The 25,257-nt window shown below is 75.5% G+C and carries 24 protein-coding genes; 15 read left to right on the top strand and 9 right to left on the bottom strand.

Going from position 1 to position 25,257, the window contains the following annotated elements; genetic code table 11:
* The first annotated feature begins 5 nt into the window (after positions 1 to 5).
* The 3 genes from CLV52_RS05465 to CLV52_RS05455 are packed head-to-tail and all read left to right on the top strand — an operon-like array spanning position 6 to position 1,741.
* Positions 6 to 878: a LysR substrate-binding domain-containing protein gene (locus CLV52_RS05465; RefSeq protein WP_133765850.1), complete on the top strand. Its 873-nt coding sequence runs from the start codon at positions 6 to 8 to the stop codon at positions 876 to 878.
* 22 nt (positions 879 to 900) lie between these two features.
* Positions 901 to 1,332, top strand: coding sequence for a helix-turn-helix transcriptional regulator (locus CLV52_RS05460; RefSeq protein WP_133765250.1), 432 nt, complete (start codon positions 901 to 903; stop codon positions 1,330 to 1,332).
* 10 nt (positions 1,333 to 1,342) lie between these two features.
* Positions 1,343 to 1,741, top strand: a complete 399-nt coding sequence (locus tag CLV52_RS05455) for a VOC family protein (protein WP_133765249.1) — start codon at positions 1,343 to 1,345, stop codon at positions 1,739 to 1,741.
* Between the two features lie 58 nt (positions 1,742 to 1,799).
* On the opposite strand, the gene CLV52_RS05450 is transcribed toward CLV52_RS05455, so the two are convergent.
* From CLV52_RS05450 to CLV52_RS05435, 4 genes are read right to left on the bottom strand one after another with little or no spacing between them, the layout of a single operon-like run.
* On the bottom strand, positions 1,800 to 2,252 hold the full coding sequence (locus CLV52_RS05450; protein WP_133765248.1) for a cupin domain-containing protein: 453 nt from the start codon (positions 2,250 to 2,252) through the stop codon (positions 1,800 to 1,802).
* Positions 2,249 to 3,520, bottom strand: a complete 1,272-nt coding sequence (locus tag CLV52_RS05445; RefSeq protein WP_342773137.1) for an amidohydrolase family protein — start codon at positions 3,518 to 3,520, stop codon at positions 2,249 to 2,251. Before CLV52_RS05445 ends, CLV52_RS05450 begins: the two co-directional genes overlap by 4 nt.
* 31 nt (positions 3,521 to 3,551) lie before the next feature.
* On the bottom strand, positions 3,552 to 5,192 hold the full coding sequence (locus CLV52_RS05440) for an HNH endonuclease signature motif containing protein (protein ID WP_133765247.1): 1,641 nt from the start codon (positions 5,190 to 5,192) through the stop codon (positions 3,552 to 3,554).
* A gap of 57 nt (positions 5,193 to 5,249) precedes the next feature.
* Positions 5,250 to 6,605: an adenosylhomocysteinase gene (locus tag CLV52_RS05435; RefSeq protein WP_133765246.1), complete on the bottom strand. Its 1,356-nt coding sequence runs from the start codon at positions 6,603 to 6,605 to the stop codon at positions 5,250 to 5,252.
* Between the two features lie 45 nt (positions 6,606 to 6,650).
* Between CLV52_RS05435 and CLV52_RS05430 the strand changes: the two genes are divergently transcribed.
* The 9 genes from CLV52_RS05430 (at position 6,651) to CLV52_RS05390 (ending at position 13,675) form a co-directional block, all read left to right on the top strand.
* Complete coding sequence (locus CLV52_RS05430) at positions 6,651 to 7,049, top strand: VOC family protein (RefSeq protein WP_133765245.1); 399 nt, start codon at positions 6,651 to 6,653, stop codon at positions 7,047 to 7,049.
* A 29-nt stretch (positions 7,050 to 7,078) separates the two neighbouring features.
* A complete protein-coding gene (locus CLV52_RS05425; RefSeq protein ID WP_133765244.1) occupies positions 7,079 to 8,140 on the top strand; it encodes a trans-sulfuration enzyme family protein in 1,062 nt (353 codons plus the stop codon).
* Between the two features lie 124 nt (positions 8,141 to 8,264).
* The gene (locus CLV52_RS05420) at positions 8,265 to 9,101 is read left to right on the top strand and encodes a DUF4349 domain-containing protein (protein WP_133765243.1); all 837 of its coding nucleotides are present in this window, start codon (positions 8,265 to 8,267) and stop codon (positions 9,099 to 9,101) included.
* 71 nt (positions 9,102 to 9,172) lie between these two features.
* The gene (locus tag CLV52_RS05415; RefSeq protein ID WP_162850722.1) at positions 9,173 to 9,712 is read left to right on the top strand and encodes an RNA polymerase sigma factor; all 540 of its coding nucleotides are present in this window, start codon (positions 9,173 to 9,175) and stop codon (positions 9,710 to 9,712) included.
* Entirely contained in the window at positions 9,709 to 10,191 is a 483-nt protein-coding gene (locus tag CLV52_RS05410; RefSeq protein WP_133765242.1) for a hypothetical protein, read from the top strand. The genes CLV52_RS05415 and CLV52_RS05410 overlap by 4 nt, the downstream gene beginning before the upstream one ends.
* Positions 10,192 to 10,237: 46 nt before the next feature.
* Positions 10,238 to 10,831, top strand: a complete 594-nt coding sequence (locus tag CLV52_RS05405; protein WP_133765241.1) for a nucleoside deaminase — start codon at positions 10,238 to 10,240, stop codon at positions 10,829 to 10,831.
* Positions 10,828 to 11,769, top strand: coding sequence for an NAD(P)/FAD-dependent oxidoreductase (locus CLV52_RS05400; protein ID WP_133765240.1), 942 nt, complete (start codon positions 10,828 to 10,830; stop codon positions 11,767 to 11,769). The genes CLV52_RS05405 and CLV52_RS05400 overlap by 4 nt, the downstream gene beginning before the upstream one ends.
* A 50-nt stretch (positions 11,770 to 11,819) precedes the next feature.
* Positions 11,820 to 12,431 carry an RNA polymerase sigma factor gene (locus CLV52_RS05395; RefSeq protein ID WP_162850721.1) on the top strand — a complete coding sequence of 204 codons (612 nt, stop codon included), beginning with the start codon at positions 11,820 to 11,822 and terminating at the stop codon, positions 12,429 to 12,431.
* Positions 12,428 to 13,675: a hypothetical protein gene (locus CLV52_RS05390; protein WP_133765238.1), complete on the top strand. Its 1,248-nt coding sequence runs from the start codon at positions 12,428 to 12,430 to the stop codon at positions 13,673 to 13,675. Before CLV52_RS05395 ends, CLV52_RS05390 begins: the two co-directional genes overlap by 4 nt.
* A gap of 21 nt (positions 13,676 to 13,696) precedes the next feature.
* Here CLV52_RS05390 and pepN read toward each other — a convergent pair whose 3' ends face one another.
* The 4 genes from pepN to CLV52_RS05370 form a co-directional block, all read right to left on the bottom strand.
* Positions 13,697 to 16,243, bottom strand: coding sequence for an aminopeptidase N (pepN, locus tag CLV52_RS05385; RefSeq protein WP_133765237.1), 2,547 nt, complete (start codon positions 16,241 to 16,243; stop codon positions 13,697 to 13,699).
* 46 nt (positions 16,244 to 16,289) lie between these two features.
* Entirely contained in the window at positions 16,290 to 17,318 is a 1,029-nt protein-coding gene (locus CLV52_RS05380) for an Atu2307/SP_0267 family LLM class monooxygenase (protein ID WP_133765236.1), read from the bottom strand.
* A 68-nt stretch (positions 17,319 to 17,386) separates the two neighbouring features.
* Complete coding sequence (locus CLV52_RS05375; RefSeq protein ID WP_133765235.1) at positions 17,387 to 19,051, bottom strand: ABC-F family ATP-binding cassette domain-containing protein; 1,665 nt, start codon at positions 19,049 to 19,051, stop codon at positions 17,387 to 17,389.
* Between the two features lie 168 nt (positions 19,052 to 19,219).
* Positions 19,220 to 20,179, bottom strand: a complete 960-nt coding sequence (locus CLV52_RS05370) for a DUF5937 family protein (RefSeq protein ID WP_133765234.1) — start codon at positions 20,177 to 20,179, stop codon at positions 19,220 to 19,222.
* A gap of 66 nt (positions 20,180 to 20,245) precedes the next feature.
* On the opposite strand from CLV52_RS05370, the gene CLV52_RS05365 reads away from it, so the two are divergent.
* The 3 genes from CLV52_RS05365 to CLV52_RS05355 are packed head-to-tail and all read left to right on the top strand — an operon-like array spanning position 20,246 to position 24,039.
* The gene (locus CLV52_RS05365; protein ID WP_133765233.1) at positions 20,246 to 21,475 is read left to right on the top strand and encodes an MFS transporter; all 1,230 of its coding nucleotides are present in this window, start codon (positions 20,246 to 20,248) and stop codon (positions 21,473 to 21,475) included.
* Positions 21,472 to 22,041, top strand: a complete 570-nt coding sequence (locus CLV52_RS05360) for an HhH-GPD-type base excision DNA repair protein (protein WP_133765232.1) — start codon at positions 21,472 to 21,474, stop codon at positions 22,039 to 22,041. The genes CLV52_RS05365 and CLV52_RS05360 overlap by 4 nt, the downstream gene beginning before the upstream one ends.
* A gap of 3 nt (positions 22,042 to 22,044) precedes the next feature.
* On the top strand, positions 22,045 to 24,039 hold the full coding sequence (locus CLV52_RS05355) for a hypothetical protein (RefSeq protein ID WP_133765231.1): 1,995 nt from the start codon (positions 22,045 to 22,047) through the stop codon (positions 24,037 to 24,039).
* On the opposite strand, the gene CLV52_RS05350 is transcribed toward CLV52_RS05355, so the two are convergent.
* A complete protein-coding gene (locus tag CLV52_RS05350) occupies positions 24,036 to 25,223 on the bottom strand; it encodes an MFS transporter (protein ID WP_133765230.1) in 1,188 nt (395 codons plus the stop codon). The genes CLV52_RS05355 and CLV52_RS05350 overlap by 4 nt on opposite strands.
* Positions 25,224 to 25,257 lie beyond the last annotated feature (34 nt).

The raw sequence follows: 25,257 nt of genomic DNA, 5'->3' as shown, positions 1-25,257 counted from the left end.
TGACGGTGTACGACCCGGCGCTCCTCCGCACGTTCCTCGCCGTCGCCGGCGGCCGCAGCTTCACCGTGGCCGCGCAGCAGCTCGGCATCAGCCAACCGACCGTCAGCCAGCAGATGCGCCGCCTCGAGGACGAGGTCGGCCGCCCGCTCTTCGTGCGGGAGACGCGTGGCGTCCGGCCGACGGAGGCGGGCGAGGCGCTGGCCGGCTTCGCGCACCGCATCCTCGGGGCGCACGCCGACGCGGAGTCCTACTTCCGCACCTCCCCCACGCGCGGCCGGCTGCGCTTCGGCACCGCCGACGACCTGGCGATCACGCAGCTGCCGCGCATCGTGCGGCAGTTCCGCCGCCTGAACCCGCAGGTCGACCTCGAGCTCTCCGTCGAGCAGAGCCACGTGCTCACGCGGCGGCTCGCCGCGGGACAGCTCGACCTCGTCTTCGTGAAGCAGCCGTCGGTGGAGGCGGGCGAGGGCACCCTCGTGCTGCGCGACCAGTTCGTCTGGGCGGCGGAGGACGCGGAGCCGTTCGTGAAGGAGGAGCAGGTGCCGCTCGTCGTCCACCGCGCGCCGAGCTTCACGCGGCGGATGGCGATCGACGCTCTCGAAGCGGCGGGTCGACGGTGGCGCGTCGCCTGCACCGTGCGCGACATCAACGCGATGCTCGCGGCGACCCGTGCCGGGCTCGGGATCGCGGTGCTCGCGCACTCGCTCATCCCCGCCGACCTGCAGAAGGTCGAGATCCGCCTCGGGCTGCCGGCGCTCGGCGCGGTGGACTTCCGGCTGCTCGCCAACCCGGCCGCCCCGAAGCCGGCGGTCGAGGCGCTCACCACCGCGATCCGGAGTGCGACCCTGTCGGCGCAGGCGCCCCTGGGCAGCCGCTGAGCGGCGCGCTACCGTACGGCGCATGACCCCGGAGCGCAGGCAGGAGCTCGTCCTCCTCCGCCGCGCCCGCGATCTGATCGACCGCCGCTACGCCGAGCCGCTCGACGTGCCCGCCATCGCCGCCTCGGTCCACCTCTCCGCCGCGCACTTCAGTCGCCGGTTCCGGGCCGTCTACGGCGAGAGCCCGTACCAGTACCTGATGACCCGGCGGATCGAGCGGGCGTGCGCGCTGCTGCGCGCCGGCGCGACCGTCACCGACGCGTGCATGCGGGTCGGCTGCACCTCGCTCGGCTCGTTCAGCAGCCGGTTCACGGAGGTCGTCGGGATGACGCCGTCCGCCTACCGCGCCGCCGCGCACCCCGCGGAGGCGCTCATGCCCGACTGCACCGCGAAGGCCGTGACCCGCCGCAGGACGAGCAGGAACCGAGAAGCCGATCGGGCGTCCGCGGCCTAGCGTCGGCGGCATGGCGATCTCCCTCCAGTACTCCCCCGTCCCCGTCTCGGACCCGGAGGCGGCGCTGGCCTTCTACCGCGACGCGCTCGGCCTCCCCGTCGCGCAGGACGTCTCCTCCGGCGGCCACCGCTGGATCACCCTCGGCGAGGCGGGCGGTGCGCAGATCGTGCTCTCGGACCCGGAGGCCGGCCGGTCCCCCGCGGACGGCGAGGCGCTCGAGGAGCTCGTGGTCAAGGGCGCGCTCGGGCCGTGGGTGTTCGTGACGGACGACCTCGAGGCGCTGTTCGACCGCGCGGTGCAGGCGGGCGCCGAGGTCGTCTCCGAGCCGGCCGATCAGCCGTGGGGCCCGCGCGACGCCGCGTTCCGCGATCCGTCCGGCAACGTCATCCGGGTGCTCCAGCAGGGCTGACCCTCCGTGTCGGCCGGCTCGTCGTCCTGCAGGGCGCGTCGGCCTCCGACACGGAGCGTCAGGGTTCGAGGGACCAGTCGGCGAAGTCGAAGCCCGGGCTCACGACGCAGCTGACGAGCGTCTCGCCCGCGGACGGCAGCGTCCGCTGCCAGGCGCCGGCCGGCACGAGCGCCTGCGGGCGGTCCGGGCCGAGGAGGATCCGCTCGCCCTCCTCGGGCCGCTCGCCGCTGCCGCCGAGCTGCAGCACGAGCGGCTCGGGCCCGTGCCAGAGCCACGTCTCGTCCGAGGTCACGACGTGCCACGCGGACGCCTCGCCGGGCGGCAGCAGGAACAGGATCATGGTCGCCGCCGGACGGAGGCCGTTCGGCGTCTCGACCCCGACGGAGGCGGCCCAGGTGCGGCGGTACCAGCCGCCCTCCGGGTGCGGCTCCAGCCCGAGCGCCGCAGCCCGCGCCGGGACCTCGAGCTCCTCGATCACCGCCCCGTCGACCGTGCGCCGGACCGCCCTCATCGCTCCTCCTCCTCGCCCGATCGCGGCTCGCCGCCGACGACCGTCAACCGGTCGACCGGCGCCGCCTCCGCCAGCTGCGCGAGTGCGTCCGCGACCGACCCGACCGCCATCCGGAACCCGGTCAGGTCCGCGATCGCGCCGACCGCGAGGTGCCCGAGCCGATCCGGCCCGATGTCGATGCCCATCGCCCGCGCCCCGCCGAGCGTCGCCGCCGCGAGCAGTCGCTCGTGCAGGTCGCCCCCCGCGTAGCCCTGCCGCCGGGCGATGCCGACGAGCGCCGCGACGTCCGCCATCGGATCGAGGGACGGGCTCGACGACAGCGAGTCCGTGCCGACCGCGATCGGGCTGCCCTCGCTGAGGTAGGCGGCGACGGGCGGCTCCTCGAGCCCGATCACCTCGTTCGAGCGCGGGCAGAGCGCCACGGAGGTGCCGCGGGCACGCAGCAGCGCGCGGTCCTCCGCAGCCATGTAGACGCCGTGGGCGACGTGGCAGTCGGGCCCGAGGACGCCCAGCCGGTCGACGAACTCCGTCGCGGAGGCGCCGTAGCCGCTCTCGCGGAGCGCCCGGAAGCTCTCGACGCCGGCGAAGTGCCAATCCACGGCGCCCGCGCGGGCGCCCTCGAAGTGCGACTCCCCCAGGTGGATGTGGAGGCGCCCGCCGTGCGCCCGGACGATGTCCGGGATGTCGAGCAGCGGCTCCGCGTCCAGCGAGTACGGGGCGTGGGGCGACAGGCCGGATCCGGGCGACCGAGGCACCCGCTCGAGCTCGGCGATCACCTGCTCGCGGCCGCCGCGCCGCCAGGCGGCGTTCGACCAGTTCATGACCTCCCAGTACTGGATCCCGTGGAGGCCGGCGTCCGCGAGCGCCGTCGCGGCGGGCGAGTCGGTCGCGATGTCGGCCGCCGCGGTGACGCCGGCGGCGAGCAGCGCCCGCGCGCCCTCCGCCGCGGCGGCGCCCCAGTCCTGGCCGCCCGCGTCGTAGACGGCGGAGAACGCGGTCGCCCAGTCGTCGAACCCGTCGTAGCGGCCGGCGCCGACCGAGCCCATCCGCGAGTACTGCAGGTGCGTGTGCGCGTTGACGAGGCCGGGCGTCAGGACGCCGTCGAGGCGGCGCTCGTCGACCGTACGCCCCTCGTCGCGGAGGTGGTCGAGCACCCACGCCCGTGTGCCGACGTGCAGGATCCGACCGCCCTCGACCGCGACGGCGCCGTCGGGCATCGGCGGAGCGGTCATCGGCACCACAAGGTCGGCGGAGTAGACGGTGACCACGCGACGAGCCTAGGGAGCGGGCGCGAGCCGGTCAGAACGGGCAGTCGTCCGGATCGACGAGCTCCGGTGGGACGGGCGTCGGTTCGAGCGGATCCGGCGGTCTCGTGACGTAGCGGTTGCCCGCCCGCGTCGTGAAGATGCCGGTCCGGTCCCGGAGGAGCTTCACCTGCGTCTCGCCCGCCGTCTTGAGGTCGTGGTCGAAGCGGGACAGGAGCATCAGGTTGTCGATCCGGGTCCCGCCCCGCTCGCCGTCCTGGTTGAAGGGGCGGTTGTGGTCGACCTCGACGTCCTCCGGCCCGCGGGGGCAGCCGGGACCGCGTCCGCCGCCGTCGAGGACCCGGAGCATCGCGCGCATGTCGGCCGTCGGCCGGTAGCTGCGCCGTCCGAGGTCGAGCGCCGCGCCGGTGAAGGGGTCCGTCAGCACCCGCACCCAGCAGGTCGCCTCGCCGGCGAGGCGCGCGGCGGTGCGGAGGCCGATCGGGCCGTAGCCGAGCAGGGTGGCCGGCGCCGTGGAGTGACCGAGCACCGACATCGCCGGGATCGTCACCGTCACCCGAGCCTTGACACCCCGGCGAGCCGGGACGAGCGCGTCGGACCGGGTCTCGTCCCGGGAGAGCGCGTCGATGAGGCCGTCCTGCAGGATGTCCGCGCGCAGGGCGCCGATCCCGACCGGCGCGTCGGCGCTCCTGCGGGCGGCGATCGCGGCCTTCGTGAGCTGGTGGTCGAGACCCGCGAGCGCCTCCATCGGCAGGTACGCGTGCAGCCAGCCCATGCCGTCGGCAGCCGGATCGATCGTCACCGAGCGGCGACGCATCGCGGCGTCGTGCCGGTCGTCCGCGGTCCGCGCCTGCAGGCGCTCCGCGAGCCGGCGCAGCGCGTCGGGCAGCTTGGGCACCGGCGTCGTCGCGAGCAGGTCCACGGCCGCCTCGTCGAACCGCGGCAGGACGTCGTCGCGCAGGTCCTCGATCGCGGTGCGCACGTGCTGCATCGCGCGCCACGGGTGCGCGGCCTCGAGGAACCTCGCCCAGATCCCCGGGAGGTCGCGCTCGATCCGCTCCGCGGTGTGGACGAGCGACTTCGCGGTCATGCCGGCGACGCCGAGCTGCAGGCCGAGGTCCTGGAAGAACCCGTTCTGGTACGGGGTGTTCGCCGCTCCAGGGTCCTCCTCGGTGCGCGCGATCCGCCAGGCGGCGACGGCCGCGTTCACCCGCCGGACGTCGGCGCGGTTCGAGAAGTGCTGCTCCTCGGCGACCTTCGCGAGCGCGTCGAACACCGGATCCGGGTCGGGCTGCGCGTTCGGCGCGAGCGGGAGGCCGACGAGCTCCTCGTCGCTGAAGCGCCAGCGCTCGACGGCGTCGACGGTCAGCCGCCAGCGCGCGTCCATTCCAGCCACCGCCGCGGCCTCGAGCGCCCAGGCGAGGGACTCCAGATCCAGCCCGCGCAGATCCGCGTGGTGGTCGCCCGCTCCCACCCGCGGCTCAGCGTCCAGGCGCTGGATCATCAGCTCGGGGATCGAGCGGTCCCCGCCGATCCAGATGCGCGCCGCCACCCGCGCGAACCGCGCGCCGTCCTCCCGCCGGAGGATCCGGACGGAGTCGGGCAGCACCGCCCACGGGTCGACCGCGGCCGCGGTGCCGCGACCGGCTCCGCCTCCGACGCCGTCCATCCTCATGCGAACACGCTAACGAGGACCACTGACAGTGGTCGAGTACAGATTCGTCGACGTGTTCTACAACAGATCGAACCGCGTCCTGCGCCAGTCGACCCGCGCGAGGTCGTCCCCGACTCGGCGGTCCCGCCCGAGCGCGCTCCCGGCGACGGCGCGGTCGGCGCCCTCGGGCAGGGCATGCACGCCGGGCGCGAGGCCGCCGTCGAGGAGCAGGCGGATCGACGCGAGCTGCACGGCGAACGACAGGTCCATCACGTCGATCGGGTTGCCCTCGCCCGCGACGATGTTCACGCAGTCGCCGCCCGCGAGCAGGCGGACGGCTCCCCCGCCGGGCAGCCGGAGGCGCTCGACGTGCGGGCCGAGACGCTCCGCCCGGGTGCCCGCGGGCGGCAGGACCTCCTCCGGCGCTCCGCCCGCGACGGCGATCACCGCGTCCTCCCGGCACGCGGCGAGCGCGGGACCGTCGAGAGTGCGCGGGGCCCCGGTCGCGGACACGACCAGGTCGGCGTCCGCGACCGCGCCGAGGAGCGGAGCGGTGTCGTAGCCGGCGAACCGCGCGGCGAGCTCGCGGCGCGGGTCGACGTCGACGACCACCACGGCGGCGCCGAGGACGCGGAGGCGCTCCGCGACGCCTTCGCCGACCGGGCCGAAGCCGACGACGACGGCCCGGGTGCCCGACAGGTCGTCGTCGAGCGCCCGCGCGATCGCGAGCACGCAGGTCTCGCCGGTGCCGTGGCGGTTGTCGAACCAGGTCTTCGTGACCGCGTCGTTCGCCGCGACCACCGGGATGCGGAGCGCATCGTCGGCCTCCATGGCGCGGAGCGGGGTGACGCCGCTCGTCGTCTCCTCCGTCGCGCCGAGCAGGCCCGCGACCACGTCGGGGCCTGCGGCGTGCGCGAGCCGGATGACGTGCGCGCCGTCGTCGACGAGCAGCCGCGGCCGCCGGTCGAGGAGGGCGAGCGCGTGCGCCCGCTCCTGCGCGGGCGACGCCGACGCGGCGGCGTGCACCGCGACGCCGCGGGCGGCGAGGTCCTCCGCGACCGCGTCGTCCGTCTCGGCGGCGAAGGCGAACACGTCGACCTCGGCCCCGGCCTCCAGCAGCAGGAGGGCGAGCACCGCGGTCTTCGGCTCGAGCACCATCGAGACGCCGATGCGGAGCCCGCGCACGCGCTCGCCGAGCGCCTCGGCGCCCGCGGCGGTCGCGGGCATCCAGCGCCGAGCCCAGTCGATGCGGCCGGCGGTCCGCTCCGTCGTCAGGGCCGTCCCCGACGCGGCCTCGCGACCGCCGAAGCCGCGCAGCAGCGGCAGGGTCGCGGCGGGCACGTCGCGGAAGACGCGACCGGCGATCCCGAGGTTGGTGGCGGCGGAGAACCGGACGAGGGGCGCGAGCGGCGACTCGTCGATCGGCCGGCCCATGCGGGAAGCCTATGCAGCGCGCTCCTCCTCCGGCACGCTGGGACGATGCGAGTGCAGACCGTGAGCGTGTTCGTCGACGACCAGCAGCGTGCCCTCGAGTTCTACACGGGGACGCTCGGGTTCGTCCTCGCGGCGGACGTGCCGCTCGGCGAGTTCCGGTGGCTCACGGTCGTGTCGCCGGAGGCGCCCGATGGCGTGCAGCTGTCCCTCGAGCCGAAGAACCATCCGGCCGTCCCGGCCTTCACCGCGGCGATCGCCGGCGACGGCATCCCGTTCCTGCAGCTCGGCGTCGGCGACGTGCGGGCCGAGCACGACCGGCTGGTCGCGCGCGGCGTGCGGTTCACGATGCCGCCGACCGACATGGGCCCGGTGATCATCGCGGTCCTCGACGACACGGTCGGCAACCTCCTGCAGCTCGCGCAGGTCGTGGAGGGCGAGGACTGAGTCGGCGCTCGCCGCGGCAGGATTGCCGCATGGCCGATCGCCCCCTCCACTTCTCGACCCGTGCCGTCACGACGGGGCGGCCGCCCGCCGGGCCGGACGCGCCGCTGAACGCGCCGGTCGTGCTCGCGTCGACCTACGGCTCGTTCGGCGACCTCGAGTACGGGCGGTACGCGAACCCCTCCTGGACGGCGTTCGAGGACGCGCTGGGCGACCTCGAGGGCGGCCGGTGCATCGCCTTCGCCTCCGGCATGGCGGCGATCGCCGCGGTGCTCGACCTCGTGCCGACGGGTGGCACGGTCGTCGCCGCCCGGCACTCCTACACCGGCACGATCGGGCGGCTGCGGGAGCTGGAGGAGCGCGGGCTCGTGCGCACCGTCCTCGTCGACGTCACGGACACGGCGGCGGTCGCCGAGGCGGCCCGGGGCGCGGCGCTCGTCTGGCTCGAGTCGCCGACGAACCCGGCGCTCGAGCTCGCGGACATCGCGGCGGTGGTGCGGGGCGCGCACGCGGTGGGCGCGCTCGTCGCCGTCGACAACACGTTCGCGACGCCGCTGCTGCAGCGGCCGCTCGAGCACGGCGCCGACCTCGTCGTCCACTCCGTCACGAAGGGCCTCGCCGGCCACAGCGACCTGCTGATGGGCGCTGTCGTGACCGCGTCCGAGGAGCTCGCGACGCGGGTCACCGGGTCGCGGACGCTCGGCGGCGCGGTGCCGTCGGCGTTCGAGGCGTTCCTCGCCCTCCGCGGCCTCCGCACGCTGCCGGTGCGGCTCGAGCGCGCGCAGGCGACGGCGCAGCGGCTCGTCCGCCGGTTGGAGGGGCATCCCGGCGTCCACGAGACCCGGTACCCGGGCTTCGGCTCGATCGTCAGCGTCGTGCTCGCGGACGCGGAGGCCGCGGACGCGCTCGTCCACGGCGTGCGGCTGTGGCGGGCGGCGACGAGCCTCGGGGGCGTCGAGTCGACGCTCGAGCGCCGTCGGCGCTGGGCCGCGGAGGCGCCGACGATCCCGGAGGGCCTCGTCCGGCTCTCCGTCGGGCTCGAGGACCCGGACGACCTCTGGGACGACCTGGAGCAGGCCCTCCCCGCCGCTTGAAATTTCACGGATCAGGACGCAGACGCCGACACGCCGCACAGGACGCCGTCGGACGCGGCGTGTCGGCCGATTCGTCCTGATCCGTGAAATGAGAGGGAGGGAGGGTGTGCGCACATGACGGGGTGTGCGCACCAGGATCCTGACCGCCGCCGTCGTCGCGGCCGTCGCCACCGCCTCCCTCGCCGGCTGCACCGCGTCCGGCGGCTCGACCGCGAGCAGCGCCGGCGGGGGCAGCGCCGCGGGGTCCTCCGCGTCGAAGCCGATGACCGCGGAGGCGGACGCGAAGGCGGTCGACCGCTCGGTCGTCACGACGGGCACGCTGCGCCTCGCCGCCGACGACCCCGTCGCGGTGGCCGGCCGGATCACCGGCCTCGTCGACGCGGCCGGCGGGCACGTCGACCGGAGCTCGGAGGACCCCGCCGAGCGCCCCACCGCCGACCTCGTCGTCCGCATCCCGGCCGCGGCATTCCCGCGCACGCTCGCTGCGATCGAGCGGGAGGGCGACGTGCGCGACGTCTCGGTGCGCGCGACCGACGTGACCGCGCAGGTCACCGACTACGCGGTGCGGATCGCGAACCTCCGCACCTCGATCGACCGGCTGCGGACGCTGCTGGCGAGGGCGACCTCGAGCTCGGATCTCGTGCAGATCGAGAGCACGCTGACCGACCGGCAGGGCTCGCTCGAGCAGCTGCTCGCCCAGCAGCGCTCCCTCGCGGACGAGGTCGACCTCGCCACGCTGACGATCTCGATCGTCGTGCCGGTCGCGGCGCCGAGGACGGGCCCCGCGGACTTCGTGGGCGGCCTCGTCACCGGGACGCAGGCCCTCGTGCAGGCCGCCGCGGCGACCGCGGTCGGACTCGGCCTCGTGCTGCCCTGGGCGGCGACGCTCGGCCTCCTCGGCGCGCTCGTGCTGGCCGTGGTGCGCGTCGTGCGGCGGCGGACGCGGCCGACGTCGGCGTGACGACGGCACTCCCCTCCTCGCCGGCCGCCTGGCAGGATGCCGACCGTTCGAGCGATCGACGGGAGGCGGCGGTGCCCGACCCGCTGAGCGACGCCGAGCTGCTCGCGCGGACGGGTCGGCAGGCGCAGGCGGCGTTCGGCGAGGTCGTGCGGCGGCACAGCGGCCCGGTGTACGCCGTCGCCTACCGCTGGCTGGAGTCCGCGGCGGACGCGGAGGAGGTCGCGCAGGACGCCTTCCTGCTGCTCTGGCGGAAGCGCGGACGCATCCACCTCGTCGGGGAGTCCGCACTGCCGTGGCTGATCGTGACGGTGAAGCACCTCGCGGCGAACCGGCGGCGTGCGCGGCTGCGGCGGACGACGCACGAGACGGCGGCAGCCCATGAGCCGCACTTCGCCGACGTGGACGAGGACCGGGGCGAGGTGGCGGACCTCCTGCGCCGCGCGTTCGCGGCGCTGCCGCCGCTGGACGCGGAGGTCGCCCGGCTCTGCCTCGTGGAGGACGTCACGTACGCGGAGGCGGCGGAGCGGCTCGGGCTCACGGAGGGCGCGGTGCGGAACCGGCTGAGCCGCGCCCGCGCCCGGCTGCGGCGCGACCTGGAGGAGGAGCGATGAGCGACGGCCTCCCCACCGACGAGCAGCTGCGGCGGATCGAGCGCGGGGTGCGGCAGCGGATCGACCGCCGGCGCCGCACCGCGCAGCGGATCGCGCAGGCGTCCGTCGCCGTCGTGCTGATCGCCGGCGGGTTCGCGCTGCTCCGGCCGACCCTCGGCGTCCTGGGCACGAGCAGCGGCGGGTCGGCCGCGTCGGGGGCGCGGCCCGCCTCCGCGCTCGTCCCGGTCGTCTGCCACCACGGCGCGTCGACCGCGACGGTCCGGGCCGACCCGAAGGACCTGCCCGCGTCCGCCCTGCAGGCCTGCGCCGCGGAGGAGGCGCGCTTCGGCCCGCAGGTCGCGGACCGGGGCCCCTCGCCCGTCCCCCCGTCGCCGAGCACGTCGCCGCGGGCCGCCGTGCTCTGCCGGACCGCCGACGGCGACCTGCACGTCTGGGCCGACGGCACGACCTGCCGGTCGCACGGCATGACGCCGGACTGACCCGGAATCGGGCCGACCCCGAACCGGCGTAGGGAAGGATCGGGGCATGGCGATTCGCGCGTTCGGGGGCGAGCTCCCCCTCTGGGTCGACGAGGAGCTGGAGGCGGCGCGGTCCGACCTCGGCACGGACGAGGGCCGGATGCGCCTCCTGAACCGCCTCGCGGAGCGGAACGTCGCGGAGGGGTCCGGCGGGCCGTTCTCGGCGCTGACCGTGCACCGCGGCACCGGGGAGGTCGTCGCCGCGGGCGTGAACCTCGTGCTCGCCTCCGGGCTCTCCTCCCTGCACGCGGAGGTCGTCACGATCTCGGTGACCCAGGCGCGGCTCGGCACCTGGGACCTCGGCTCGCTCGAGGACCCGCTCGAGCTGTGGGTCAACTGGCGCCCGTGCGCCATGTGCTACGGCGCCACGCTGTGGTCGGGCGTCCGCGGCCTCGTGGTCGCGGGCGACGGACCGGAGCTCGAGGCGCTCACCGGCTTCGACGAGGGGCCGATGCGCGACGACTGGGCCGAGCAGCTCGAGGCGCGCGGCGTGTCGGTGCGCGTCGGCGTGCTCACCGACGAGGCGGTCGCCGTGTTCGAGCGCTACGGCGCGACGCCCGACAAGACGGTCTACAACGCGCGGACGACGGGCGGCGCATGAGCGCCGACGTCCTCGTGGTCGGCGCCGGGCTCAGCGGACTCGCCTGCGCCCGCCGCATCGCCGACGCGGGGCTGTCCGTGCGCGTGCTCGACCGGGGCAGGCGGCCGGGCGGGCGCCTCGGTGCGCGCACCCTCGACGGGCACGAGGTCGACCTCGGCGCGCCCTACTGCACGGCGTCGGACGACCGCTTCCGGGCGGTCGTCGAGGACTGGACCGGTCGCGGGCTGCTGCGGGAGTGGACCGACACCTTCCGCGTCGCGGGCCCCGAGGGGCTCGGCGAGGCGAAGTCTGGGCCGATGCGCTTCGCGGCGCCGGGCGGCATGCGGAGCCTCGCCGACGACCTCGCCGCCGGGCTGGACGTCGAGCGGCGGACGGTCGAGCGGGTCGGCCCGGGCCCCGACGTCGACGGCGAGGCCGCGCGGGCGGTCGTGCTCGCGATGCCCGGGCCGCAGGCGGCGCGCCTGCTCGGCGGCCTCCCGGACCTGATGCGGACGGCGCAGCAGCGCTCCGCCCCGGCGATCGCCGTCGCGGCGCGCTTCGCGGAGCGGACGTGGCCGGAGTTCGACGGCGCGTTCGTGTCCGACCTCCCGATCAGCTGGCTCGCGGACGACGGCCGCAGCCGGGGCGACGGCGCGCCGGTGCTCGTCGCCCACACGACGCCGGAGGTCGCGAGCGCCCACCTCGAGGACCCGGCGTCGGTGGTCGGGCAGGTCGTCGACGCGATGCGCCGGGTGCTCGGCGTGCCGCTCGAGCCCGTCGAGACGCTCGCGCAGCGCTGGACCTTCGCCCACCCGACCGAGCAGCGCGACCGGACCTTCCTGCTCGACGCGGGCGGCATCGGCCTCTGCGGCGACGGCTGGAGCGAGAAGAGCCGCATCGAGGCCGCCTGGCTGTCGGGCGACGACCTCGGGGCCGCCCTCGTCGAGCGGCTGAGCTGATTCCCGCGAGCGTGTAACGCTCCCCGCCCGGGCGGACATGTCCGGGCATGATGACGACCATCACCGACGAGACCGCGCTCTGGTCCCGCGCCCGCTCGGGCGACGGGCGTGCGTTCGCGGCGCTCTTCGACGCGCACCGCGACCGGGCGTTCCGCCACGCCCTCCGCCTGGTCGCCTCCGCGCACGACGCCGAGGACGTGGTCGCCGCGGCGTTCCTCGAGCTGTGGCGGAAGCGCGACGGGGTGCCGATCGTCGACGGCTCCGTGCTGCCCTGGCTGCTCGTCACCATCACGAACCTCGCGCGGAACTCGGGCCGCGGCCTCCGCCGCTACCGGGCCGCGATCGACCGCCTCCCCCGCTCGCACGACCGGGCCGACCCCGCGGAGACCGCGGAGGAGCGCATCGCGCGCGAGCAGCTCCTCGGCGCCGTGCGCGCGCTCGGCGAGCCGGACGCGGCGCTGCTGCTGCTCACCGCGATCGAGGGCTTCACGCCGACGGAGGCCGCCGCGGCGGTCGGCATCTCCCCCGGCGCCGCCCGGGTCCGCCTCCACCGGTCGAGGAAGCGGCTGCGCGGCCGGCTCGGCACGCCGCTCGACCTCCTCGACCCCATCGATCCCGCCGACGCCGCCGATCCCACGCTCCAGGAAGGAGCAGCGCGATGACCACCAGGCAGTTCGACCCCGTCTTCTCGGCCGCGCTCCGCAACGAGCTCGAGGCGCTCGCCGACGTCGAGCCGGCACCCGCACGACCGCACCGGCCGGTCCGCACCGCGCTCGGGAAGCCGCAGCTGTGGGTGTCCCTGGTCACGGCGATCGCGCTCGCCGTGGTGACCGTCGGCGTCCTCCGCCTGACCCACGAGTCGGAGCCGGCGGAGGAGTCGCGCGTGATCCCACCGCTCTCCCGCGTCACCGATCCTGCGAACCCGAACTACGTCGCCCGCTCGGTGCAGACGCTGCTGACGGTCCGCGGCACCGGACCGGGGACGCACGCCTTCGACGTGCCCGCGTCGGTCTCCGGCATGCAGGTCTACCTCGACTGCGCGCCCGACGGGCACTACTCGCTCGAGCTCGACAGCGGTGGCCTGTCGTCCGGCGGCTGCGACCGCGACGTGAGCGGGAACTTCGGCATCCCCGTCACGGCCGGCACGCACGAGATCACCGTGTCCGTGCCGAAGGCGACGGAGTGGGCGCTGCTCATCATCGCGAAGCCGGCGCCGACCGTCTCGACCGGGCCGCTTCTCGACCCGCTCGCGGCGGTGCGCGACCTGCGGAACCCGGACGCCCTGACCGGCGACACCACACCGGTCTACCGGGCGAGTGGCGAGCGCACGAGCGCCGTGGAGACCGTTCCCATCCCCGACGGCGTCGTGCGGCTCCGGGTCTACCTGGTGTGCAAGCCCTCCGCCGCGGCGATCCGGGTGAACGTGGACGGCCACGTCGTCACCGGCTGCATGAACTCGATCGCGCACTGGTTCGACTTCACGCCGTCCTCCCGGACGATCACGGCGCAGGTGATCTCGGTCACCGCGCGCCCGTGGTCGGCCCTGATCGTGCCGGCGCCCGCCGGCGCGAAGGACTCGCCCGAGAACACGCTGCTGCCGTTCCCGAGCACCCAGGGCACCGACGGCGCCGGGCCGCGCGTGCTCGCGCAGGTCCGCGGCGTCGGGAACCAGGTCGTCGGCACCCTGCCCGCCACGAAGCAGGGCATCGACATCTCGGTCACCTGCCGCGGCACCGGCTGGCTCGAGATCGCGACCGCCCAGGGCACCATCGGGCGCGGGTCCGACTGCGACGTGAAGGGGAGGTTCTCGACGGGCATCGGTGGCGGGCCGGCGAAGCGCGGGCCCTACTCGGTCACCCCGCACGGCGACATCGCGTGGACGGCGACGATCACCGACGCCGGCTGATCGCCGGGGCCCGCGACCGCGTCAGGCGCGGTCGCGGGCCTGGGCGGCGAGCGCCCGGTCCGTGCGGCTCAGGTTCTCCGAGACGATGCGCCGCAGCGGGGCGGGTGCCCCCGCGTGCTCCTCGAGCCAGGTGCGCGCCGCCGTCGCGAGCGCCTCGGACGCGACCGGTCGCGGGTAGGCGCCGAGCGCGATCGGCTCCGCCAGCGCGAACGAGCGTGCGGTCCACACGGACTCGACCCTCTCGAAGTACCGGGCGACGTACGGCTCGAGCAGCGTCGGGTCGTTCGTCCGGACGAAGCCGTGGACCGTCGACTCGAGCTGCGAGTTCGTGAGCTCCTCCGAGTCGAACATCCTCGACCACGTCGCGGCCTTCGCCTCCGCGGTCGGGATCGCCGCGCGGGCGAACAGCGCCTTCTCGTGCCCGCTCGTCGTGTCGTCGGCGGCGAGGAGCGCGGCGATCTCCTCCTCCCCAGCGCGGCCGCCGACGACGAGCCCCGTGAGGAGGTCCCAGCGCAGGTCGGGGTCGAGCGGCAGCCCCTCCGCCGCCCCGGCGTCGAGGTCCGCGAGCCGGTCCAGCTGCTCGGGCGACCGCGCGACGCGGGCGAACGCGCGCGCGAGCTGCAGCTGCGCGTCGGACGCCGGCGCCGCGTCCGCGAGCAGCCGCAGGAGGCCGTCCGCGAGGGACTCGAGGGTCGCCTCGCGGATCGCGGGGTCGACGTACTCCTCCGCCGCCACGACGACCTGCTTGAGCAGGGTCCCGCGGAGCGCCGGGGAGGTCTCCGCGCCGACGTGGTCGATCACGAGGCGCACGAAGTCGGACGGGGCCGCCTCGCCGTCGCGGGTCATGTCCCAGATCGCGCTCCAGAGCAGGGTCCGGGGCAGCGCCGCCGCCACGGAGGACAGCGCGTGCTGGGCGACGGCCAGCGACGACGGGTCCAGCCGCACCTTCGCGTAGGCGAGGTCGTCGTCGTTCAGCAGGACGACCGCCGGCCGCTTCCGGCCGACGAGGACCGGCACCTCGGTCCGCTCGCCGACCACGTCGAGCTCCTCGCGCTGGACGCGGACGAGGGCGCCGTCCTCCCCCTCCGGCGCGTAGAGGCCGATCGCGATCCGGTGCGGGCGCAGGGTCGGGTCGCCGACGAGCGCGGGCGCCTGGGCGATCACGAACCGGGTGATCACGCCCTTCGGATCGGTCTCGATCTCCGGCACCAGCGTGTTCACGCCCGCGGTCTCGAGCCACTCGGCGCTCCAGGCCGCGAGGTCCCGCCCGCTCGCGGCCGCGACGTGCGCGAGCAGGTCGGCCAGCGTCGCGTTGCCCCAGGAGTTCTCGGTCAGGTACGCGGCGACGCCCGCGAAGAACTCGCGCCGCCCGACGTACGCGACGAGCTGCTTCAGGACGCTGCCGCCCTTCGCGTACGTGATGCCGTCGAAGTTCACCGCGATGTCCTCCACGGAGGCGATGTCCGCGGTGATCGGGTGCGTCGACGGCAGCTGGTCCTGCTCGTAGCCCCAGTTCTTCTCCGTCGTCGTGAAGGTCGCCCACGAGTCCGTCCAGCGGGTCGTCTCCGCTGTGGCGAGGAACGACATGAAGGTCGCGAACGACTCGTTCAGCCAGGTGTCGTCCCACCAGCGCATCGTCACGAGGTCGCCGAACCACATGTGCGCGAGCTCGTGCAGCACGACCATCGCCCGCTCCTCGCGCTGCGCCTCCGTCGGCGTGGAGCGGAACACGAAGACCTCGTTGAACGTGACGAGGCCCGGGTTCTCCATGGCGCCCCAGTTGTACTCGGGCACCGCCACCTGGTCGTACTCGTCGAACGGGAACGGGATCCCGAACGCGTCCTCGTAGAAGCCGAAGCCGCCGCGGGTGACCTCGAACCACTCCTCCGGATCGATGTGCGCCGCGAGGGAGGCGCGGGTCAGCAGGCCGAGCGGGATCGTGCGGCCGTCCGCGGTGGTCAGCTCGCTCGAGTGCACGACGTACGGCCCGGCGATCAGGGCGACGAGGTAGGTCGAGAGCGGCCGGGTGCGGTCGAAGCGCCACCAGCGATCGCCGTCGCCGACCGGCTCCTGCGCCGCGACCGGCTGGTTCGATCGGACGTCCCAGCCGTCGGGCGCCGTCACCTCGACGGCGAAGCGCCCCTTCACGTCCGGCTGCTCGAAGCAGGCGAAGACGCGGCGGGCGTCCGTCGTCGCGAGCTGCGTGTAGAGGTAGACGCGGCCGTCGGCGGGGTCGACGAACCGGTGCAGCCCCTCCCCCGAGCGCGAGTAGCGCATCGTCGCGACGACCGTGAGCTCGTTCTCCGCGGCGAGCGGCGGCAGCGCGATGCGGACGCCGTCCGCGACGGCGGGGTCGAGGTCCCGCCCGTTGAACCGGATCGCCTCGACCTCGACGGTCAGCGCGTCGACGAACGTCGCGGCGCCCTCGGTGCCGCGGAAGCGGATCGTCGTCGTGGAGCCGAACACGTCCGGACCGCGCGTGAGGTCGAGGGCGAGGTCGTACTCGACGTCGGAGACGAGCGCCGCGCGCTCCTCCGCCTCGAGTCGGGTGAGGTTCTCTCCGGGCATGCACCCATCTCAGCGCACCGCGCCGACCTCCGCGCTCAGGCGCGGGTCAGACGGCGGCGACGAGCGGCGCGACCTCGGTGCCGAGCAGCTCGATGCCGCGCAGCAGGTCCTCGTGCGCGAGCAGCGGGTTCGTCATCTGGAGCGAGAGCCGGTCGACCCCGCCCACCTGCTCCGCCACCCGGCGGATCTTGTCGGCGACGGTCTGCGGGTCCCCCATGAAGAAGGCGCCGTTCGGGCCCGAGGTGGCGTCGAACTGGGCCCGGGTGGGCGGGGCGAAGCCGCGCTCCTTCGACACCGCTGTGAACATGCGGTGCCAGCCGGGGAAGATCGTGTCGGCGGCGGCCTCCGTGCTCTCTGCGACGAAGCCGAACACGTGGAGGCCGACCTGCAGCGTCTCGGGCGCGTGGCCGGCGTGCGCCCCGGCGCGGCGGTAGAGGTCGATGAGCGGGGCGAACTGCCGGGGCTCGCCGCCGATGATCGCGACCATCAGCGGCAGGCCGAGCAGACCGGCGCGCGCGAAGGACTCCGGCGTGCCGCCGACGCCGACCCAGATCGGGAGCGGGTCCTGCACCGGGCGCGGGTACACGCCCTGCTGGTGCAGGGGCGGGCGGTGCCGGCCGGACCAGGTGACCTCGACCGAGTCGCGGAGGCGCAGGAGGAGGTCGAGCTTCTCCTCGAACAGGGAGTCGTAGTCCGCGAGGTCGAGACCGAACAGCGGGAACGCCTCCGTGAACGAGCCTCGGCCGACGACGAGGTCGATGCGGCCGCCCGAGATGAGGTCGAGCGTCGCGAACTGCTGGAAGACGCGCACCGGGTCGTCGGCGGAGAGCACCTTCACCGCGCTGCCGAGCCGGATCCGCTCGGTCCGGGCGGCGGCCGCCGCGAGGATCACGGGCGGCGCGGAGTCGTAGTACTCGGCGCGGTGGTGCTCCCCGATGCCGAAGGAGTACAGGCCGACGCGGTCCGCGAGGGCGATCTCCTCGAGGAGGTGCGCCATCCGCTCCGCCGGCCCGACGACGTGGCCGGTGCGCGGGTCCTCGACCGCGGAGACGAAGCTGTCGACGCCGAGATGCATGCCTCCGAGGCTGCCACACTCGATCCTCCGTTTCGTGGGACGCCGCGTCCTCCACAACGGAGGATCGATCAGCCCAGGGAGAGGACCTGCCCCGACCAGCGGCGCCGGAGCCAGCGGTCGTGACTCGCGAGCACCACCGCGCCCGGGGACGAGTCGAGCGCCTCCTCGAGCTCCTCGGCGAGCGCGAGCGACAGGTGATTCGTCGGCTCGTCGAGCAGCAGGAGGTCGGGCGGGTCCGCGATCGCGATCGCCAGCGCGAGGCGACGCTGCTGCCCGACGCTGAGCGCCCCGACCGGCCGATCGACGTCCCGGCCCGCGACGAGCCCGAGGACGGAGAGCGGCACGGCCTCCGCGCGCCGCTCCCCCAGCGCCGCGCGGTACGCGTCCCGCGCGGTCTGCATTGGATCCTCGACGACGACGTCCTGCGCGAGCAGGGCGGAGCGGAGGCGCGGCGCCCGCTGCACGGTGCCGGCGGTGGGCGCGAGCCGGCCGTCGAGGAGGAGCAGCAGCGTCGACTTGCCCGCGCCGTTCCGGCCGGTCACGAGCAGCTTCGCGCCCGGGTCGACGGCGAGCGTCGTCGGCGCGAGGCGGCCCTCCACCGCCGCGCGGGTCAGGAGGGCGAGCGGGCCGCCGCCGGGCGCCCCGGACGGGCCGAGGAGGCCGCCGAACCGCAGCTCCGGCGGCGGCTTGCGCACCTGCTCGCGCTCGAGGGCCTCCAGCCGCACCCGCGCGTTCCGGACGAGGCGGCTGGTCACCTTCGCGTCCTTGTCCGAGTAGAACTTCTTCGCTCCGCGCGCCTCCGTCCTCGGGGTGTCCTTGCGGTTCGTCTGCCGGGCGGTGACGGCGACCTCCTGCCGGAGGGCGTTCAGCTCCTCCTGCTCCTCCGCGAACCGGCGCTCCCAGCGGGTGCGCTCGGCACGCCGTTCGGCGAGGTGGGCCGTGTAGCCGCCGCGGGAGGAGCGGAGGCCGTACCCGCCGCCCGCGTCGTCGCCCGCGATCACGTCCGCGAAGGGCCGCGGCGCCGGGTCGAGGTCGACGACGCGCGTCGCGACCGCGTCGAGGAAGGCGCGGTCGTGGCTCGCGAAGAGCACCGGGCCGGGCCACGCCGCGAGCGTGCGCTCGAGGAAGGCGACCGCGTCGTCGTCGAGGTGGTTCGTCGGCTCGTCGAGCAGCAGCGCGGTCGGCCGCGCCAGCAGCAGGGCCGCCATCGCGACGCGCGACCGCTGACCGCCGGACAGCGAGCCGAGCGTCCGCTCGTCGTCGATCGCGTCCAGCCCGAGCCCGGCGACGACCTCGCCGCGGCGGGCTCCGGCGCTCCACGCGTCCGTCGCCTCGGCGTCCTCGAGCGCATCGGCGAGCAGGCGGTCCGCCCCGCGCTCGCCGCGGGCGACGGCGGCGGACGCGTCCTCCACGGCGGCGACGGCCCGCGCCGAGGCGGCGAGGGCGTCGTCGAGGACCCGGCCGACGGTCGCCTCGGACGGGTAGGGCAGCTCCTGCCGCAGCAGCTCGGTTCGAGCGGGCACGGCGACCGACCCGGCGTCGGGCTCGTCGAGCCCGGCGATGATGCGCAGGAGCGTCGACTTGCCGGCGCCGTTCTCGCCGATCAGGCCGACGCGGGCGTCGGGTCCGAGGACGAGCGAGACGTCGGTGAGCACCCGGCGGTCGCCGAAGACGCGGCTGACGCCGTCGACGCGGAGCTGAGCGGTCGAGCGGGAGAGGGTCTGCTGCGGCATGCGATGCCTTCCGGTGGCGGAGGGATCGCCCGCCGGGCATCCGTCGCCGCACACCGTTCAGCGGCCGGAGGGACAGGCGCTGCGGACGGGTTCGACGACGCCTCGAGCGGGCGCGGAACCGGTCTCAGAGCAGCACGGCGGCGACGCTACGGGGCGTGCGCGCTCCAGTCAAGACCCGGCGAGGGCGTCGCCGAGCGGGGTGCGGCCGTACACGACCGACCGCGCGAGCCGGGAGCGGACGACGAGGCCGGCGTCGAGCAGCACCTTCAGGTGGTCGCCGGTCGCGCCGGTCGACGCGCCCGTGAGCGCCGCGAGCTGGGTCGTCGAGGAGGGGACCGCGAGGGCCAGCAACAGGCCGGCCCGCGTCCGGCCGAGCAGCGGCGCGAGCGGGTCGGTCGGGACGCCGGCGTCCTCGAAGACGAGTCCCGCGCCGCGGCACGGGTAGACGATCGTCGGCTGCCACGGCGCCTCGGCCGTTGCGGCGAGACCGGAGCCGATGAAGACGGAGGGGACGAGCAGCAGCCCCCGGCCGCGCAGCGCCTCCGTCGCCGCCGTGCGCCGCTCGATCGTGATCGCGTCGCCCGTCCAGGCGATGTCGGGGTGCATGCCGACGAGCGCGCCCGACCACCCGACCTCGCTGAGCCGCTCCGCCCGGAACCGCACGTCGCGCTCGAGCACCGCGCGCACCCGGGCCCAGTTCGGCGCGAGCAGCGCGTCCCACGCGCGCGCCATCCCGTCGGCGAGCAGGTGCGTGAACCGCGCATCGCGCAGCACCGCGGCGATCTCCGGCGACGGGCGCCGGAGCGCCCGGATGTCGTCGAGCTCCCGCGCGACGACCTCGGCCGGGACCGAGCGGAGCACGGCGAGGTCGTCCTCGATCGTCTGCCCCATGCCCGCAGGCGGCGGGACGGAGAACGACGCGCCGACCTGCGGGCCGTTCAGGTACGCGAGCGTCCGCACGGCGGGGTCGTCCCGGACGCGGGCGAAGCCGGTCGCGAAGCGGCGCGCGAGCGCCGAGGCCGGAGCCGCGGCGAAGAGCGTGCGGACGAGGACCGCCAGCTCGAAGGACGGCGTGACCGCGAAGCGCGAGGCCGCGACGTCCGCCGGGCCGACGTCGATCCGGATCACCGCATCACCTTTCGTTCCAGGGCGAAACAGTACGGCCTCCCCGCCTGCACGGGCGACGCTCGTCGCATGCCCGAGCAGCGCACCGCCTACCGCGAGGTCTTCGCCTCCCGCGGCTACCCCGCGATCTACGCAGGCGCGACATTGACCATGGTCGCCGCCTCGCTGCAGGTGCTCGCCTTCTCGGTCGCCGTCTACGACACGACCCGCTCCCCGGCCTGGTCGTCGATCGCCTTCGCGGCCGGCTTCCTGCCGCAGGTCGTGGGCGGCGCCGTCCTCCCGTCCCTCGCGGACCGCATCCCGCCCCGGGTGCTGCTGCCGATCGGCGCGCTGATCCGGCTGGCCGCGGCGGCGCTCCTCGCCTCCGGCGTGCTCGGCCTCGGCGGCGGCCTCGCGGTCGTCGCCGCCGCGGCGCTGCTGCAGCCGCTCTTCAGCACCGGCCAGTCCGTGCTCGTCTCGCGGCTGCTCGACGGCGACCGCTACGTGCTCGGCCGCTCGCTCTTCACCATCACCTCGATGTTGTCGCAGCTGGTCGGGATCGCGATCGGCGGCGCGACCCTGCAGGCGCTCGGTCCTGCGCCGGCGCTGCTCGTGGCCGCCGCACTGCAGGGCGTCGCCGCGGTCGTCCTCGCGGTCGGCCTGCCGTCGCTGCCCGTCCTCCGCGCCGAGCGCGAGCGCTGGCACCCCGCGGAGACGCTGCGCGGCTACCGGTCGGTGCTGCGGGTGCGGCTGCTGCGCGACCTCCTGCTGCTCTGGTGGGTGCCGCTCGGCCTGTTCGTCGGCGCGGAGTCGCTGGCCGTCGCGTACGCGGGCGCCCAGCACGCGAGCGGTCTGCTCACCGCGCTGCTGATCGCCGGGCCGCCGGCCGGCGCGCTCATCGGCGAGCTCGTCATCGGGCGCCTCTGCCTCCCCTCGACGCGCGAGCGCCTCGTCTTGCCGCTGCTGCTGCTGACCGGGGCGCCGCTGCTGCTCCTCGCGCTGACCCCGCCGCCGGTGATCGCGACCCTGCTGCTCTTCGCGGCCTCGGTCGGCCTCGCCTACGAGCTCGGCCGCCAGGGCGCCTTCCGCGACGCGCTGCCGCAGGGCCGCCAGGCGAGCGGCTTCGGCCTCCTCTCGGTCGGCATGATGACCTTCCAGGGCGTCGGGCCGCTGCTCGCCGGTTCGCTCGGGTCCCTCCTCGGTCCGGGCGCGGCGATGGCCGTCTGCGGCGCGCTCGTGCTCGGCAGCGCGCTGCTGCTGCGCCGGGTCGCGACCGACCGGCTCCCCCGCGCCGCGGAGGTGGATACGGTCGGGGCATGACCACCCCGCTGCACATCACCGGCGACGACGCCGCCGACGCGCTGCTCTCGTCCGATCCCTTCGCCCTGCTCGTCGGCATGCTGCTCGACCAGCAGGTGCCGATGGAGACCGCGTTCGCCGGGCCCGAGAAGATCCGCGAACGCCTCGGCCGCATCGACCCGGGCGCGCTGGCGGCGGAGGACCCCGAGCACCTCACCGCCGTGTTCAAGCAGCCCCCCGCCGTGCACCGCTACCCGGGCTCGATGGCCGGCCGCGTGCAGGCCCTCGCCGCGGCCGTGCAGGAGGACTGGGGCGGCGACGCGAGCGCGATCTGGACCCGCGACGCGCCCGACGGTGCGGAGGTGGTGCGGCGCTTGAGGGCGCTGCCCGGCTACGGCGACCAGAAGGCCCGCATCTTCCTCGCGCTGCTCGGCAAGCGCGACCGGTTCGACGGGCCCGGGTGGCGGGAGGCCGCGGGCGCCTACGGCGAGGACGGGTACCGCTCCGTCGCCGACATCGTCGACCCCGAGTCGCTGACGAAGGTCCGCGCCTTCAAGCAGGCCGCCAAGGCGGCGGCGAAGGGCTGACGCGTGCGGGAGTGGGCGATCCGGGGCGGTCGCGTCGTCGTCGACGAGGTGTCCGGCGGACCGCGGGCGATCGTCGCCGACGCGCGTCCGGAGCTGCGGTACCTCCTCGATCCCGCGCACGAGCGCTGGCACAGCGACGAGCACCGCTGGGGCAGCGGCTTCCTGATCTCCACCGGCGGTTCGGCGCGCTGGAACGTCCCGGAGCGGCTGCGCGTCGACGCGAGCGGCTCCGTCGCCGAGCACCGGCTGCTGCCCGACGTGACGCTGACGATCGAGCGGCGCGTCGAGGACGGCGCGCTCCGCGAGACCCACCGCGTCGCGAACCGCGGCGACCGGCTGCTCGGGATCGGCTCGCTCGGCGTCGTCGTGCCGATCCACGACGTCTACGACGCGGCGGAGATCTCGCTCGCCGAGGCCGTCCACGCGCACGTGTGGACCGGCGGCGGCACCGGCTGGCTGCTCGCCGTGCCGATGTCCGGCGACGGACCGGTGCTGCGCCTCCGGCTCGAGGAGGGGCGGCTCGGCGCCTACTCGATCGAGTCCCGCAACGAGTTCACCGGCTCGAACGTCCGCGGGCACCTCGTGCTGCAGCCGACGGACGGCGCCCGCAACGAGACCGCGTTCGGCGGTCAGCGGGCGCTGCTGGTCCCGCCGGGCGACGAGACCGTGCTGTCGTGGACGATCGCGATCGAGCCGGACGCGGCGAGCGCGGAGGCCGCGGTCGCTCCGGGCTGGTCCGTGGACCGGGTCGCGGCGGAGGTCGGCGAGGCGATCCGCGTCGCCGGCACGGCGGACGTCGAGGCGGTCGATGCGCTCGAGGTCCGCCGCGACGCGGACGGCGCCCTCCTCACAGCGCGGCAGCCCGGCGTCCACCACGTCGACATCGCGGGCACGAGGACCGCCGTGCTGCTGCATCCGCCGATCCGCGAGCTCGTGCTGGCCCGGATCGTCGCGATCCTCGGCCGGCACCGCAGCTTCGAGCGGCGCGGCGTCGACGCGGCCGCGTTCGTGCCGGCCGACGCGACCACCGGCCTCACGCGGCTCGCGAGCGGCTGGCCCGACTGGTCGGACGGCGCCGAACGGGTCGGCATGCCGGCGCTGCTGCAGGAGGCGCGCAAGCGCGGCTGGAGCGACGGCGCGGCCGACGACGCGCTCCGCGAGTGGCTGCGCTTCGCGCGGGAGCGCCTGATCGAGCCCGACGGGACGGCCCGCTCGGGCAGCAGCACGCTGCGGCCGACGACGCGGCTGTACGACGCTCCGGCACTGGCGCACCTGTTCGCGGAGCAATCGGTGCTCGACGGGTCGCCGGAGGACCTGGAGCTCGCCGCACGGGTCCTCGAGCGCGCGGAGGCGCTCGGGGCGGGCGCGCACCTGTCGATCGGGCATCCGGAGGCGATGCTGCTCGTCGCGGACCTGCTCGCGGCCGACGGGCAGCAGTCGCGCGCCGAGGCCCTCGAGGCGGCGATCCACGCGAGCGCGGACCACTTCGCGGCGCTCGGCACGCGCCTGCCGGCGCACGAGGTGAACTACGAGCAGTCGATGGTCGCGCCGCTCGTCACCCTCTTCGCCCGCTCGTACGAGCGCCGGCCGGACGCGCGCGTCCTCGCCGCGATGACGGAGGCCCTGCGCTGGATGCGCGCCTTCGGCGGCCCGCAGCCGCACGTCCGCCTGCACCGGATCGGCATCCGGCACTGGGACGGCTACTGGTTCGGTGCGCTGCGGCGGTGGGGCGACACCTTCCCGCACTACTGGTCGGTGCTCAGCGCGATCGCGCTCGAGCGCCTCCCCGACGGCCTCCGCACCCCGGCGCTCGACGCGGAGGCGGAGGCGATCTGGCGCGCGAACCTCGCCGACTTCGGTGCCGACGGGTCCGCGTCCTGCGCGTTCGTCCTCCCGAGCACCGTCGACGGCGTGCCGGCGCACTCGCCCGATCCGCTCGCGAACGACCAGGACTGGGCGCTCGCGCTGCTCCTCCGCTCCCGCACCTTCGCCGCCTAGGTGCGGCGGGCGGCGAAGGTGGCGGCGAGCACGCCGCCCACGAGGAACACGAGGGTCGACCCCAGGATCAGCAGCATCGGCGCGGTCCAGTTGCCGGCGAGCTGGTGGAGCGCGCCCACCACCGGCGGCGCGGCGGCCGCGACGAGGTAGCTGCAGGTCTGCACGAACGCGGACAGCGCGGTGGTGCGGCGGGCGTCGCCGCCGACCTCCGCGATGATCGTGAACACCGCGGTGAAGCCGCCGCCCTGCGCGATGCCGCCCGTGATGCTGCCGAGCACGAAGTGCTCCGGCGCGACCAGGAGGACGACGGGGAGGCTCACCCAGAGCACGCCGATCAGCGCGATCACCGTGCGGGGGCGGAACCGGAGGCGCAGCAGGGGCACGACGATCGCGCCCGCGATGCCGCCGAGCTGGAACACCGCCGAAGCCGAGCCCGCCACCGCGGGCGAGTACCCGCGCTCGTCGGCGAGCAGCGTCGGCAACCAGGTCGTCACGCCGTAGTAGCTGACCGACTGCGCGGTGAAGGTGACGGCGATGACGACCGCCAGCAGGTCGGGGCGGAACGGCATCCGCTCGGCCGGGGCGAGCGGCGGCGCGAGCCGGGCGTCGGACCGCGCGAGGCGCAGCTGGACGAGCCAGACGGCGGCCGCGATCACGCCCGCGACGCTCCACGCCGCGACCGCGGCGCGCCAGCCGAGCAGCGCGGCGAGCGGCACGGTCACGACGGAGGTGATCACCGTGCCGACGTTGATGGCGACGGAGTAGACGCTCGTCGCGGCGGCGCGGCCCCGAGGAGGGACGTCGCGGCGGATGACCGCGGGCACGAGGACGTTCCCGATCGTGATCGCGAGGCCGAGCAGCACCACGGCGGCGATCGCGACGCCGAACCCGTCGATCGAGCGGAGGACGGTCGCGACGACGATGCCGCCGATGCACACCTCGATCGCGCCCTCGAGGCCGATCCGCCGGGCGAGCCACGGCGCGAGGGGCGTCGCCAGTCCGAAGCAGAGCAGCGGGACGGTGGTCAGGAGGCCGAACGCCGCGGGCGTGATCGCCCAGCCGCGCTGCGCCTCCGCCGCGACCGGCGCGAGCGCGACCAGCGGGCTCCGCAGCTGGAACGCCAGCAGCACGATCCCGGCGAGGAGGAGCCCGACGCGCAGCCGTCCCCGCTCCGCCGTCGTCACCGGCTCAACCCTGTCACGCCCCTCCTCCCACTTT

Source organism: Amnibacterium kyonggiense, from assembly GCF_004364555.1.
GTDB lineage: Bacteria > Actinomycetota > Actinomycetes > Actinomycetales > Microbacteriaceae > Amnibacterium > Amnibacterium kyonggiense.
The sequence above is the reverse complement of the archived record's forward strand: the minus strand, read 5'-3'. Positions and strand labels throughout refer to the sequence as shown.

Bases quoted from the DNA above. Each gene is read 5' to 3' on its own strand.
- CLV52_RS05460 (WP_133765250.1), top strand. From the start codon at position 901: ATGACCCCGGAGCGCAGGCAGGAGCTCGTCCTCCTCCGCCGCGCCCGC.
- CLV52_RS05455 (WP_133765249.1), top strand. From the start codon at position 1,343: ATGGCGATCTCCCTCCAGTACTCCCCCGTCCCCGTCTCGGACCCGGAG.
- CLV52_RS05450 (WP_133765248.1), bottom strand. From the start codon at position 2,252: ATGAGGGCGGTCCGGCGCACGGTCGACGGGGCGGTGATCGAGGAGCTC.
- CLV52_RS05440 (WP_133765247.1), bottom strand. From the start codon at position 5,192: ATGAGGATGGACGGCGTCGGAGGCGGAGCCGGTCGCGGCACCGCGGCC.
- CLV52_RS05435 (WP_133765246.1), bottom strand. From the start codon at position 6,605: ATGGGCCGGCCGATCGACGAGTCGCCGCTCGCGCCCCTCGTCCGGTTC.
- CLV52_RS05430 (WP_133765245.1), top strand. From the start codon at position 6,651: ATGCGAGTGCAGACCGTGAGCGTGTTCGTCGACGACCAGCAGCGTGCC.
- CLV52_RS05425 (WP_133765244.1), top strand. From the start codon at position 7,079: ATGGCCGATCGCCCCCTCCACTTCTCGACCCGTGCCGTCACGACGGGG.
- CLV52_RS05410 (WP_133765242.1), top strand. From the start codon at position 9,709: ATGAGCGACGGCCTCCCCACCGACGAGCAGCTGCGGCGGATCGAGCGC.
- CLV52_RS05405 (WP_133765241.1), top strand. From the start codon at position 10,238: ATGGCGATTCGCGCGTTCGGGGGCGAGCTCCCCCTCTGGGTCGACGAG.
- CLV52_RS05400 (WP_133765240.1), top strand. From the start codon at position 10,828: ATGAGCGCCGACGTCCTCGTGGTCGGCGCCGGGCTCAGCGGACTCGCC.
- CLV52_RS05395 (WP_162850721.1), top strand. From the start codon at position 11,820: ATGACGACCATCACCGACGAGACCGCGCTCTGGTCCCGCGCCCGCTCG.
- CLV52_RS05390 (WP_133765238.1), top strand. From the start codon at position 12,428: ATGACCACCAGGCAGTTCGACCCCGTCTTCTCGGCCGCGCTCCGCAAC.
- pepN (WP_133765237.1), bottom strand. From the start codon at position 16,243: ATGCCCGGAGAGAACCTCACCCGACTCGAGGCGGAGGAGCGCGCGGCG.
- CLV52_RS05380 (WP_133765236.1), bottom strand. From the start codon at position 17,318: ATGCATCTCGGCGTCGACAGCTTCGTCTCCGCGGTCGAGGACCCGCGC.
- CLV52_RS05375 (WP_133765235.1), bottom strand. From the start codon at position 19,051: ATGCCGCAGCAGACCCTCTCCCGCTCGACCGCTCAGCTCCGCGTCGAC.
- CLV52_RS05365 (WP_133765233.1), top strand. From the start codon at position 20,246: ATGCCCGAGCAGCGCACCGCCTACCGCGAGGTCTTCGCCTCCCGCGGC.
- CLV52_RS05360 (WP_133765232.1), top strand. From the start codon at position 21,472: ATGACCACCCCGCTGCACATCACCGGCGACGACGCCGCCGACGCGCTG.